11 protein-coding genes are annotated in these 13,917 nt (G+C 23.5%); 8 read left to right on the forward strand and 3 right to left on the reverse strand.

Features of this window, described 5'->3' with window-relative positions:
- Positions 1 to 28: 28 nt before the first annotated feature.
- From AACK83_RS08875 to AACK83_RS08885, 3 genes are all read right to left on the reverse strand, one after another.
- Positions 29 to 1,564: an ABC-F family ATP-binding cassette domain-containing protein gene (locus tag AACK83_RS08875; protein ID WP_338957779.1), complete on the reverse strand. Its 1,536-nt coding sequence runs from the start codon at positions 1,562 to 1,564 to the stop codon at positions 29 to 31.
- Positions 1,565 to 1,760: 196 nt separating this feature from the next.
- Positions 1,761 to 2,807 carry a hypothetical protein gene (locus AACK83_RS08880; protein WP_338957781.1) on the reverse strand — a complete coding sequence of 349 codons (1,047 nt, stop codon included), beginning with the start codon at positions 2,805 to 2,807 and terminating at the stop codon, positions 1,761 to 1,763.
- 142 nt (positions 2,808 to 2,949) lie between these two features.
- The gene (locus tag AACK83_RS08885; protein WP_338957783.1) at positions 2,950 to 3,105 is read right to left on the reverse strand and encodes a hypothetical protein; all 156 of its coding nucleotides are present in this window, start codon (positions 3,103 to 3,105) and stop codon (positions 2,950 to 2,952) included.
- Positions 3,106 to 4,089: 984 nt separating this feature from the next.
- Here AACK83_RS08885 and polA point away from each other — a divergent pair.
- The 8 genes from polA to AACK83_RS08925 all read left to right on the forward strand — a co-directional run bounded on the left by polA (position 4,090) and on the right by AACK83_RS08925 (position 13,910).
- Entirely contained in the window at positions 4,090 to 6,714 is a 2,625-nt protein-coding gene (polA, locus tag AACK83_RS08890; protein ID WP_338957784.1) for a DNA polymerase I, read from the forward strand.
- A gap of 67 nt (positions 6,715 to 6,781) precedes the next feature.
- Positions 6,782 to 7,612, forward strand: coding sequence for a DNA-formamidopyrimidine glycosylase (mutM, locus tag AACK83_RS08895; protein ID WP_252319020.1), 831 nt, complete (start codon positions 6,782 to 6,784; stop codon positions 7,610 to 7,612).
- A 172-nt stretch (positions 7,613 to 7,784) separates the two neighbouring features.
- Complete coding sequence (locus AACK83_RS08900) at positions 7,785 to 8,903, forward strand: DnaD domain protein (RefSeq protein ID WP_338957785.1); 1,119 nt, start codon at positions 7,785 to 7,787, stop codon at positions 8,901 to 8,903.
- Positions 8,904 to 8,948: 45 nt separating this feature from the next.
- The gene (locus tag AACK83_RS08905; RefSeq protein WP_338957786.1) at positions 8,949 to 9,881 is read left to right on the forward strand and encodes an ATP-binding protein; all 933 of its coding nucleotides are present in this window, start codon (positions 8,949 to 8,951) and stop codon (positions 9,879 to 9,881) included.
- 180 nt (positions 9,882 to 10,061) lie between these two features.
- The gene (gene gap, locus AACK83_RS08910; protein WP_338957788.1) at positions 10,062 to 11,069 is read left to right on the forward strand and encodes a type I glyceraldehyde-3-phosphate dehydrogenase; all 1,008 of its coding nucleotides are present in this window, start codon (positions 10,062 to 10,064) and stop codon (positions 11,067 to 11,069) included.
- Between the two features lie 126 nt (positions 11,070 to 11,195).
- Positions 11,196 to 12,386, forward strand: coding sequence for a phosphoglycerate kinase (locus AACK83_RS08915; protein WP_338957789.1), 1,191 nt, complete (start codon positions 11,196 to 11,198; stop codon positions 12,384 to 12,386).
- 514 nt (positions 12,387 to 12,900) lie between these two features.
- Positions 12,901 to 13,050: a hypothetical protein gene (locus AACK83_RS08920; protein WP_338957792.1), complete on the forward strand. Its 150-nt coding sequence runs from the start codon at positions 12,901 to 12,903 to the stop codon at positions 13,048 to 13,050.
- A gap of 362 nt (positions 13,051 to 13,412) precedes the next feature.
- Entirely contained in the window at positions 13,413 to 13,910 is a 498-nt protein-coding gene (locus AACK83_RS08925; protein WP_338957795.1) for a hypothetical protein, read from the forward strand.
- Positions 13,911 to 13,917: the final 7 nt, after the last annotated feature.

The raw sequence follows: 13,917 nt of genomic DNA on the forward strand, positions 1-13,917 counted from the left end.
AATATTAAAAATAACTATTTTAATTTCACTAATTTGTTAATTTTTCAAAATCTAAAACACCATCAACTCAACTATTATTAAAATTAGTATCATGAGTTGTCAATAATACAGTGCCTTCAAATTCTTGCAATGCTTTTAATAAAGACTCTTTAGCTAAAACATCAATATGATTAGTTGGTTCATCTAAAATTAATAAGTTGTAAGGTTTTAATGCCAATGCTGCTAATCTAACCTTAGTTTGTTCACCACCAGAAAGTAAGTTCATTGGTTTCATTACTAAATTACTACGCAAGCCAAAACTTGCTAAAATTCTTCTAATCTCAACATCATTTAATTTAATATCTAACTCTTTTAAATAATTAAATGGAGTAGTACTAGTCATTACTTCAGTCTGATGAAAATATGCTACTTGCATTCGATCATCTAAATTAATATTTCCAGCAAGTGCTGGAATATTACCAGCTAATGTTTGCAAGAAAGTAGTTTTACCAATTCCATTATACCCTTTAACAACTCACTTACTACCAGTCTTAATAACAAAAGTAAGTGGCTTAATTAATGGTTTATGATAACCTATTTCAAGGTTTTTAGCTTGCACAGCAATTGAACTCGTTGTTTTATAATACTTAAAATAAAACTTTGGAGGAGACTGGATTTGCTGTTTTTCTAAAACATTAATTTTAGATAATTGTTTTCTTCTTGATTCAGCACTTTTAGCAGTTGAAGCACGTGCTGCATTTTTACTAATATAAGTTTCTAATTTTTCAATTAATTTCTTTTGATTTGAATATGCTGATTCATATTGACGATGATGTAAACTTTTTTGTTCTAAAAAACTTTCAAAATTACCAACATAACGAGTAATCATATAATTATCAATATCGAAAATAATATTACATGTTGTATTAATAAAATTACGATCATGTGACACCAATAAAAATGCACTAGGGTAATTTTGTAAAAACTTAGCTAATCAATTAATTTGTTCAATATCCAAAAAATTAGTTGGTTCATCAAGTAATAAAAAATCATCTTCATTTAATAATAATTTTGCTAATAACACTTTTGCTCTTTGACCACCACTTAAACTACCTAAAGTTTGTTCTAAAAGCTGTAAATTAATACCCAATCCATCAACTAAACGACCAATTTTTTTACTAATAGTATCAAATCCTTGGTGTGTCAATTCATCTTGAATTTTCATTGCTTTCGTTAATAACTCTTCACTATAATTATTAGCCATTTCTGCATATAAGTTTTCCATTTGTTGTTCACGTTCAAAAAGTTTTTGATAACTTTCACGCAAATATTGTAAAACTGTTAATTCTAAATTAACCTCTTGATGTTGATCCAAATACCCAATTTTAATTTTAGGATGAATATTTAAATTAATATGATCTGCAGATACTGTTCCATTAATAATATTTAATAATGTTGTTTTACCAACACCATTCATACCAATTAATGCCACATGTTCACCTTTATTAATTTGTAAAGTGGCGTTTTTATATAAAACTTTTCCACCATTAGCATGTGTTAAATTCTCAATTGTGACAATACTCATCTTATACCTCATTAATATTTTTTTAATTACTTAGTAATAATAACATGAATATTAGCCATAAAATAAGAGAAAAGAGAAAATAGTATTAATTTTATAGATTAAAATTTTAAAAAAAATAAATAACTTTAATTAAATAAACGCCATATGGCGTTTATTTAATTAAAATTTTATTATTATCAACAAAATTGTTAACTTATTAATTATGTTGAAATAAACATTTTACTTTATTTCAAGTATTAGCTGAAATTGGAATATTATTAATACTCTTTGCATCAAATTTTTCTTGAGTTTGATGAGACAATTTTCTATTTTTAATTATATTAATATTTTGTTCAAAACTTGGTCTAATTTCATCAAAAGGTATGTTTTTTTGAGAACTTAAATAGTTTTTTAAAACTCTAGAATTGATATTATGAAAATCTATTTCTTTTAAGTCCTCCATTTCTAGTTTTTTTGCTTTTTTTAATTCCACCAAGTTTCACATTTTTTTTAATAAAGGTTTAATTCCATATTCTTTTAGTATCTGAACACCTAATACTGCTACAATTGCTAAAACTACACATCAACCTATAGGCAAAGCAGTAAGTGTTGCTATTCCTAAAGCCGCAGGAGTTCATCAACAAAGCGCCATTGCAAAAGAAATTTTAAGTGCAAGAACAGAAATAATTCCTGAAACAACACCAAAAATAAAAGTTTCAAAGGCAAAAATAAAAAATTTTCCAACTCACCTACCTAATCGTTTACCTAAAGTATTTTTACTTTCTTTAATCTTTTCATCATTATTATTGACACCATTAATATTTTCTTTATTTTTAAAATCTAAAATAGATTTTTTTCTAATAACTACTTGCTTATCATTTTCATTTTTTATGAATTGACTTTCTTCTAAAAGTTCTTTTTTACAAAAATAAACTCTATATTGTTCTATTATTTTTTGTTCAACATCAGTTTCTTTATTATTAATATATACTATCTTTTCTCATATCTCATCATTACTAAAATAAATTCTAGTCACAATGCAAGAACCATTATCTTTATTTTTTATTTTCTCAAAAAAATATTCATAAATTATAATATCCTTATTAATTTCTGTTTTATATACAAAATCATTTTCTGATTTTAGTTTATATGTTATTAATTCTCTCTGTATTTTCTCTTTATTTTGATGTAAAGGTTCATCTCTAGTAATTCATGCACCTTGTTTTACAATATTACTTAGGGCTTTTGATAATATCGGTTTCATTTTTTTCTCCTTATTTGATTAAAAAATAAAAAACCCATTTACTTTAAAATAATAAAGTAATAGGTTTCAATAAAAACTCATATACAGACCAAATATCTTGTTATATTTTATATAATTTTTAAAACAAATTTATTTTTTCAAACTAGATCCCGCTTTGTTTTGTTTTTGTTGTTTTTTTTTCTTCTTCTTTTTCTCTTTTTCATCTTTCTCTAGTTTCATTCACATCATTAATTTCCCATTTAGCAACTTTGCTTAAATCTGTTGGGCCATTAGTTTCTGTTTTTCATGGGTTTGGCATTTTTTAATTTTCTCCTTACTTCAATTTGAATATTTTTTCTCAATTTTAAATATTAAATATTCGACATCATTATATATCTTTTTTATTTTTTTTAAATAATTTTTTACAAAATTTTTATAACTAAAATTAAAACTATAAGACTATAAGTTTAACCACATATTTTTGTTTTATTACTTTTATTAGTGCTTAAAAATTTCATAATATGTAAAAATTTTTACTAACAATAAACACTCCATTAATGCACTAATATTTTTTATAAAACTAAGATAAGTAGGGTAAAATTATTGCAATTTTTCCAAAAATATTTATCAAAAAAATAAAAAACTTATATAGAGTATGAATATATTTTTCAAAAAAAACTGAAAATATAAATTATTTCTAAAAATAATAACAAATTTCCTTGCAATTTAAATATTATTTGTTATTATTCTTATAAGGATTTAGATAGCCTAGGTCCTTTAAAATTAAGGTAATATGTCAAAACATTATTCAATTATAATATTTTTAAATATAAAAAATTTAAAATTAATCTAAAACCCCTAATTTAAACTCTATAACCCCAATAACCTTAAGTTTTATTTATAAATAACCCCCCCTTTTTTTTATAAATGACATATTACCTTAGCAATAATTCTTGTGTAGACAAGAGCTGAAAAGTTCTTGTTTTTTATATATAAAAAAGAAAAAATGAATTTAAAAATTAAAAATTGAATGTTATAATAAAAGTTAAGGATCTATTTATAAATATCCTTAATATTTAAATACTTAAGTTACAGAACTCTAATCACTATAAATATAATAATTCTCTTAAAATTAACCCTAAAACCTTATATTTATAATGTTTTCTACACAATTAAATCTGTAACTTAATTATTGTTCGATAGCAAGAAAAAAATCTTGTTTTTTTTATATGCTAATTTTTTAATTTTATATGAAGTTATACTTACTTATTGTTATAATAGTTTTATGAAATTAGGTGAATAAATGAAAAAAGCATTAATTATTGATGGTAACAATTTATTATTTAAAGCATATTATGCTACTGCATACCAAGGAGTTAATCTACATTCGCTACAGGGTATTCCAACTAATGCCGTCTATGCTTTTATTAGAATGTTGACTAAGTACTTAAAATCTAACAACTATGCTAGTGTTTTTGTTGCATTTGATGCTGGTCGTAAAACATTTCGTCATGAAACTTTAGCAACATATAAAGGAAAAAGAAGTGAAACTCCGGTTGAGTTAATTGAACAATTTAATTTAGTTAAAATATTTTTAGACTTAGCACAAATTCCTTGGGGACAAATAAATAATTATGAAGCTGATGATATTATTGGCAGCATTGTTAAAAATAAAGTTGCTAGTAATTATCAAATTGATATTATGAGTAGTGATAAAGATTTATTACAACTATTAGATAACAATATTAAAATTCTTAATCCACAAAAAGGGATGAGTGATTTAAAGGTTATTACTATTTCTACATTTCAATCAGAATATGAATTATTACCTTATCAAGTTACCGATTTAAAGGGATTAATGGGTGATAGTTCTGATAATTTACCTGGCATTAAAGGAATTGGTCAAAAAACTGCTATTAGTTTATTAAAAGAATATGACACATTAGAAAACATTATTGAAAATGTAGAACAATTAAAACCAAATGTTAGTAAACTAATTAAACTTAACTTTAATAATGGTATTATTTGTAAACAACTAGCACAACTTAATTTAAATACACCAATTACTGGTAATTTAGAAACGTTTAATTATAATGTTGAAAATTTAAATAATGAAAAGTTACAAGACTTTTACAAACAATATAATATGAACTCTTTATTAACACAAGACACTAATCCTAAAACTAATAAAAATAGTACATCTCACGTTCAAATTATAAATAAGTGAAATCAAGAATGAAATTGTGATTCAAATTACTTATGATTAGAAATTTTTGGTGATAATTATAATCGTGATAATATTATTGGTTTTGGTATTAAAAATGAAAAAGGAACATTTTATATTAATAAAATTAATGCAATTAATTGTCCTAATTTTCAACATTTCTTACAAAATAAAAAACTACAAAAAATAACTTGAGATTTAAAAAAGGTTATTATCGCAGGACTACGTTTAAAATTGATAATAAATAATATTATTTTTGACCATATGTTAGCTGCTTACCTTCTTTATGCTAATGAAAAAATATTACCAGAAAACATTGCTGTTATGCTCAATGTCAATGTTAAAGATAATTTAAGCGCTGATGATTTCTATGGCAAAGGTATTAAAAAAAATATTCCCAATGATGAAAAAGAAATAGCTATTTTTTTAGAAAAAAAATTAAATTTTTTAACAGATTCTCATCTCATTCTTATAAAAAAATTAAAAGATACTAATAACTGAAATTTATATCAAGAGATTGAACTACCTGCTGCTTTTGTATTAGTAAATATGGAGTGTAATGGTGTTAACATTGATCAAAAAAAATTAAAACTACTAACTGATAAAACTTTACTAAAAATCCAAGATTTAGAATTACAAATTAAAAAAGAAAGTAATAGTAATTTAAATCCAAATTCACCAAAACAAATTAGTGAATACTTATTTAAAGAATTAAAATTACCTAATTATAAAAAAGGTAGTACTGCTTTTGAAGTTTTAATTAGTTTAAAAAATCAACATCCAATCATCGATATTCTTTTAGAATATCGTAAATTACAAAAATTATATTCCACTTACTTACTTGGTTTACAAAAATATATTTTTGATGATGGTAAAATTCATAGCATTTATAATCAAGTACAAACCAGTACTGGCAGGTTATCTTCATTAGATCCTAATATGCAAAATATTAGTATTCGCGATAAAGAACAAAGAGAAGTTCGCAAAATCTTTATTCCAAGCAAACCACATACTAAAATACTATCCTGTGATTATTCGCAAATTGAATTAAGAATATTAGCTCATATTAGTGAAGATGAAAATTTAATTAAAGCTTTTCAACAAAAGCATGATATTCATCGCGAAACTGCAAGTAAAATATTAAATATACCTTTAGCAGAAGTTACTAACGAACAAAGACAAAATGCAAAAGCTATTAATTTTGGCATTGTTTATGGCATTTCTAGTTTCGGTTTATCACAACAAATAGGAATTAAAGTTGAAGATGCTAAAATATTTATTAATAAATATTTTTCAGTTTTTCCAAAAATTAAAAGTTATATTAATAATATAATTGATTTTTGTGAAAAAAATGGATATGTTCAAACAATTTTTAATCGTAAAAGAGAAGTAATGGAAATTACAAATAAAAATAAGGTGATTCAAAATTTTGGTAAACGAATAGCAATGAACATGCCAATTCAAGGTAGTGCTGCTGATATTTTAAAATTAGCAATGAATAAAATTTATGAAGAAATAAAAAAACAAAATATTGATGCAATATTAATTGCACAAATTCATGATGAATTAATTTTTGAAGTTGAAGATAATAAAGTTAATGATGTTATTACTAAAATTACTAAAATTATGTCTAATGTTACTAAATTAAAAGTTCCCTTATTAATTAATACTAGTATTGGTGATAACTGATTTGAATTAAAATAAATTTTTAAAAATTTATTAATATTTAAAACAAATTAGTTTATTATATTTTATTGGAAGGAAAATAAAAATGCCAGAATTACCCGAAGTTGAAACTGTTCGCAAAACTTTACAACCACTTTTAACTAATCATAAAATTATTGGTGTTAGAATTCTTTTAAATAAAATTATCAAAACACCAAGTATTGAACAATTCACAAAACAAATTATTGGACAAACAATTAATGATGTTCAAAGAGTTGGTAAATTATTAATATTTATATTAGATGATTATGTATTATTAAGTCATTTACGAATGGAAGGAAAATATTATTTTCAACAAAATAATCAATCAATAAATTGAAAACATGTCTTATTAATATTAGAATTAGACAATAAATACGAATTAAGATATCATGACACAAGACAGTTTGGAACCTTTCATTTGCAAACTAAAAATGAATATCAAAACATAAAACCTTATATTAATATTGGTCCAGAACCTTTTAATAAAAATGTTACTGCTGAATATTTAAAAAATAAATGAAAAAATAAAAGTCAAAGTATTAAAGCAACATTATTAGAACAAAATGTTATGAGTGGTTTAGGAAATATTTATGCAGATGAAGTATTATTTTATGCTAGTATTCATCCGCAAAGTATTACTAAAAATTTAACACTTAAACAATTACAAGAAATCATTAATAAAGCAAGATTTGTGCTTGATAAATCAATAAAACTTGGTGGATCAACAATTAGTAGTTATACTTCAAGCCTTGGTGTAACAGGTTACTATCAACAAGAATTACAAGTTCATACTAGAGCAAAAATGCCTTGTTTTAAATGCCATACTATTATTAAAAAAATAAAAATAAACCTTCGTGGAACTTACTTTTGTAATCACTGTCAAATTAAATATTAACTGTGGAAAACTCAAAAGTATATATTAATAAAGAATATTTTTAATAAAAAAAGTGGAATAAATGTGGATAAGTATGTGTTTTAATCATTTCACTTTATTTATATTCTTTATGTGCATATAATTATCATACCATGAAAGAAATGGATAGTAAAAAGAAAGTTAGGGAATGAATATGAACAGAACAATAAATGATATTGATATTTTTAAGTTGAACCAATCAGAATATATTAGTAACGAAGATTACCAAATTTTATTTATGTTATATCAACCAATAATTGGTATTGAAGCAATAAATTTATATTTAACTTTAGTTCAAGAAAAGTTATTAACAAAACGTATTAATCTTGATTTCAATCATGGACGAATTAAATCTTTATTAAAAATAACTTCCACTCAATTACTTGTTGCTTTCCAACAACTTGAATCTGTTAACCTTATTAATACTTACTACTATTCTTTAAAATCTACTTACATTTATCAATTGTGTTCTCCCTTATCTGCTGATGATTTTTTTGCTAATACCCATTTAAACTCAGAACTACTTAAACAATTAGGAACTTTAAATTACGAAAGACAAAAATTTTATTTTTTGAAAAATGATATTGAAATTACAGAAAATTATGTTAATATTACTCAACAGGAAAATACTATCCCTCAATCTTTAAAATTAAAAACAGCACTTAATAATATTTATGCTAAACAAGAGCAAACATCAATTTCTAGACCAATTTATTCATTTCAAAATAAAAATCAAATTAATACTATGAAAGTTAATTTAAATTCTAATGGTAATACAATTATATCTAAAGATAATTCTGATGTTATTAATACCACATTAAATTTAATGCAACAAAAATTACCTGAAGAATATTTAAAAAATTTAACTGGTAAAATACCAACTGATAAATTAAAAACAACATTAGAAATATTAACTAATAACTTTCAATTAAATAATGCTGTAATTAACTGCTTAATTGAATATGTTTGATTTAAAAATAATAAACGTTTAGAACCAAACTATATTATTAAAATTGCTGAAACCTTTCAAGAAAATCAAATTAATAGTATTGATGATGCTTTATCTCATTTAAAACTTGCTTATGCTCGTAGCAAAAAAAATCCACAGCAACAATTTCAACAAGAATCATTATGATCTACTACAGAACAATCAACAACAAATAATTTCAATAAAAAAATAATTAAAAAATATAAGGTTGATAATATTAAAAAAGATATAAAATTAACTCAAGAAGAAATAAAGAATATTTTAAAGGAATTTGATGCCCATTAATTTAATTATTAAAAGACACTATTATTAAGTAAGGAAATGATTATCATGAAACTTAAAGCGACAACTATCTTAAAAGAAAACATTAACAATGCTGAACTTCATGACTTTATTAAAAAAAACAACTTAACTAACAGCAAACTAGAACCATATGTTGATTTATTAAAAACTTATATTGATAGCTACAATTTATGTAAAAAACGAGAGAATCTTAGCAAATGTCTACAAAATGTTAAAGGATATCGTTATAAACTAGTAATGTTACCTAATCAAAAAATAAGTTTAGTACTAACGGATTGTCTTCATTCTATTAATAGATCTGTCCAACAACAAGTACATAATAATTTTTTAATTAAATACTATGATGATAAACTTTTATCACTTTCATGAAGTAAAAATTTTAATGCCTCAACTAATGCAAGAAAAGAAATCATCCAGTATTTACATCAATCTTTAAAACACAAAAGTTATCAAGGTTTATACTTATATGGTGACACAGGTAGTGGCAAAACTTTTATTTTTATCTTATTTGCAAATAAATTAATTCAAAAAAATCAAACTGTTTGTTTTATTGTATGACCTGAATTTGTTATGGACATTAAAAAAAGTTTTAAAAATGATACTGATACTAATCAGCAAATTGAACAATTAAAATCATGTGACTTATTATTTATTGATGATTTAGGCGGTGAAACTGTTAGCGCTTGAGAGCGTGATGAATTATTATTTAGTATTCTTAATGCACGAATTTTACCATTAAAAACTACATTTATTAATTCTAACTATAGTATTAGTGAACTATATCAACATTATTATTTAAAAAATAGTAAATCAGAAGAAATTAAAGTTAAACGTTTATTAGAACGTATTCAAACTTTAACTATACCAATTGAATTAACTATTGAAGAATCACAAACTACCATTGAAAATAATAATAATATTGACAATATTAATAATGAAATAGAATATATACCAATATAAATTTCATAAAAAAATAAAATAATGAAAACTATAATTAAAATAAAGGAAATAATTTACTAATAAAATAAATGTTTTATAAATAAATCCATATTTTATGACAAATATTAACAATATTTGTTTATAATATACCTAGTCATTAATCAATATAAAAAACAAACACATAAAAGGAGTGACTTAATAATGGCAATTAAAATTGCAATTAATGGATTTGGGCGCATTGGCCGCCTTGCCTTTCGTCAATTATTTGACAAAAAAGAAATTGATATTGTTGCTATCAATGATTTAGGAAATGTAGAAGCTCTAGCATATCTATTACAATATGATTCAGCACATAGAACTTGAAAACATGGAAAAATCAAAGCAGACAAATCAAAAAATACTATTAATGTTGATGGTAAAATAATTAAAGTTTGTCAAGAAAAAGACCCAAAAGCATTACCATGAAAAGCCAATGATGTTGATATCGTAATTGAAGCAACTGGACGTTTTACAACAAAAGAATTAGCACAAGCACATATTGATGCTGGAGCTAAAAAAGTTGTGATTTCAGCACCCGCTAAAGGAGACTTAAAAACTATTGTTTATAATGTTAACCATGATATTCTAAAAAGTACTGATAATATTATTTCTGGTGCTTCATGTACTACTAATTGTCTTGCTCCTGTTGTTCATGCTCTAGAATCAGAATTTGGAATTATTAAGGGATGAATGACAACAGTTCATGCTGCAACTAATGACCAACGTTTACTAGACTTAGAACATTCAGATTTTAGAAGAGGACGTAGTGCTATGTCTAATATTGTTCCTGCAGCTACAGGTGCTGCTGCAGCTATTGGTTTAGTTATCCCTTCTGTTAAAGGAAAACTAGATGGTTCAGCAATGCGTGTTCCAATTATTACTGGTTCAATTGTTGATTTAACAATTGAATTAAAGAAAAATGTTACTGTTGAACAAGTTAATGCAGCAATGAAAAAACATAGTAGCGAATCATTTGCTTATAATGAAGATCCAATTGTTTCAACTGATATTATTGGTTCAAGTTTTGGTTCAAGTTTTGATGCAACATTAACAAAAGTTATTGAAGTTGAAGGCAAACAAATTGTTAAAGTTTTTGCTTGATATGATAATGAAATGTCATATGTATCGCAATTAGTAAGAACAGTAATACACTTAGCAAAGCTAAAATAATTTTTAAATAGTTTAATTAAAATATTAAACTACAAAAATGCATCTTACCAATTACAAGATGCATTTTTATTAATAGCTTTAAAAATATATTAAAATTATAATATGAAAAAAGGAGATGAAAATTATATGAATAAAAAAACATTAAAGGATCTTGATTTTAAAAATAAAAAAGTTATTGTTCGTTTTGACTTCAATGTACCATTAGAAAATGGTAAAATTACCGATGATACAAGAATAAAAGCAAGCATCGAAACTATTAAGTATTTACAAAATCAAGATGCAAAAATAATCATGTTATCACATCTTGGAAGAATTAAATCTGAAGCTGATAAAGAGAATAATACTTTAGCGCCCGTTGCAAAAAGACTAAGTGAAATCTTAAAAGAAAATGTAATATTCATTAATGAAACTCGTGGTACAAATCTTGAAACAGCTATTAATAATCTTAAAAACAAAGAATTACTTTTAATAGAAAATACTCGTTTTGAAGATTTAAATGGTAATAAAGAATCTACTAATAATCCCGAATTAGGTAAATATTGAGCACATTTAGGTGATGTATTTGTTAATGATGCTTTTGGTACTGCACACCGTGCTCATGCATCTAACGTTGGTATTGCTACTAATATCAAAAATAGTTGTGTTGGTTTATTAATTGAAAAAGAATTAACAATGCTTAATAAAATCACCGTTAATCCAGAACATCCTTTTATAGCAGTACTTGGTGGTGCTAAAGTATCAGATAAAATTGATGTTATCAAACAATTATTAACAAAAGCTGATAAAGTTCTTGTTGGTGGCGGTATGGCTTATACTTTTATGAAAGCATTGAATTATAAAATTGGTGATTCATTATTAGAAAAAGATAAAATTGATATTGCTAAAGAAATTATTGAATTAGGAAAAGGAAAATTAATACTACCTATTGACTTTGTAATTGCTCCGGAATTTAAAGATATCAAAGGTAAAATTACTAATAATGAAAACATTGATGATGGATATGAAGGAATGGATATTGGTCCAAAAACAATTAAATTATTTGAAAATACTTTAATTAATGCTAAAACTGTTTTTTGAAATGGACCATTAGGAGTTTTTGAAATGAGTAACTTTGTTAATGGAACAAAAAATATTTGTAAAACTATTTCACAATTAAAAGGTGCATTTACACTACTTGGTGGTGGTGATAGTGCAGCAGCAGCAGTTAAATTTGGATATGAAAATAAATTTAGCCATATTTCAACTGGTGGAGGTGCTTCATTAGAATATCTAGAAGGTAAGGATTTACCTGGTATTAATGCTATAGAAAATAAATAGTGAAAATATATGATTACTCAAGATCAAACAACAAGTGTTTTTATTCTTATTAGTTTATTTTTAATTACGATGGTTTTAATATTTCAATTATTCCAATTTTTTTTGATTAATTATTATTTTAAAAACTAAAAAAAATGATACTAAATTAAAACCTAGCTATCAACAAGCATTATCCAATGAAAATATTAATTGTCAAATAGTTAAAAGTAAATTTACTTTTAAATATCTTAACTATAATTTTAAAAAAAATATTTTAAAATTAAAAAGTCGTGATTTTAATGAAACTACTACTTGAAATAAATATCAAACTTTAAGTAGTGTACTTGTTATTAAGTGAAAAAATAATTCTCAAAAATGAAGTAATTTAGCTCTACCAATTATTAATTTATTTTTTATAAATGGTGTTATTATTACTATTATTTGTGCTTTATTATATTACATTCCAATTCAAAATAATAATATTAACAAGGAAATCTTAGCAATTTTTAGTTTCCTTAGCTTACTTATTATTACTATGAGTTGATTATTTTGAACAATGTTTTATGAAAAATTTCGTAAGCAATTAATGACATTAAATACAGAATTAAATTATAATGAACAAAAAACTATTAAATATATTACCCTATTTAAATCTTGTTTTCCATTTTCTGATTTAATGTTTTAAATAAAATAAAATTATTTTAATTAAGTATCAAATTTACACTTGTGGTAAAAATTGATACTTTTTTTATTATTTTTAATTAAATTTAAACTTAATTTTTATTAATAAATGATTATTAAATAAATTTCTATTATCTAAAATACAAACCAAAAATAAACCTAGTAATTATAGCGATAAAACTATAATATACATTTAAATTTCATTTACAAAAGTATAGTAATCTTGCTTTAAATTATATACCATGTTTATTATTATCAAAGCATTATAAAAGCAAATATCCTAAGAAAAATAAAAAAATGTTAAAATAAATACATAATTTTAGATATATTTTTATTAATAATTATTATTTTGAAAGGGGTGTTAAAATGAAATATTTTAATCCAAGTTTTTTATTTAAATTATGAATATTAATTATTCCATTATTTCATAATGAAAAACAAAAAGTACAATCTATGCCAATAAAATCATTAACTAACCCAACAACCTTACAAGAATCATTAACCAATTTACAAGAACTACCAATTAATTTAAAACAAGCCGAAATTTTTAATCATAAACATCGTCATAAAAAACATAAAAAAAGAAATATTAATAGTAACTTAAAAAATTCAACATTTTTTAATGGTACATGTACAAATGAAGGAACTACTTTCGTAAAATTAATTAAAGAAGACTTTTACTGTGGTGTTGAAGAGCCTTGAACTAATAATAAAGGTGTTGCAATATTACCTTATGTTTTAAAAGATAATGAATATTATTATTTACTAGTTAAAGAAAATAATCCGTTATTTAAAAATAAACAAATTAGTGAATATAGCACTATTACTGGGGGAGTAGAAAAAAAGTTCTTAACACCACAGTAGTAAATGA

It is taken from the genome of Spiroplasma endosymbiont of Tiphia femorata (assembly GCF_964020225.1).
Classification (GTDB): Bacteria; Bacillota_I; Bacilli_A; order Mycoplasmatales; family VBWQ01; genus Spiroplasma_E.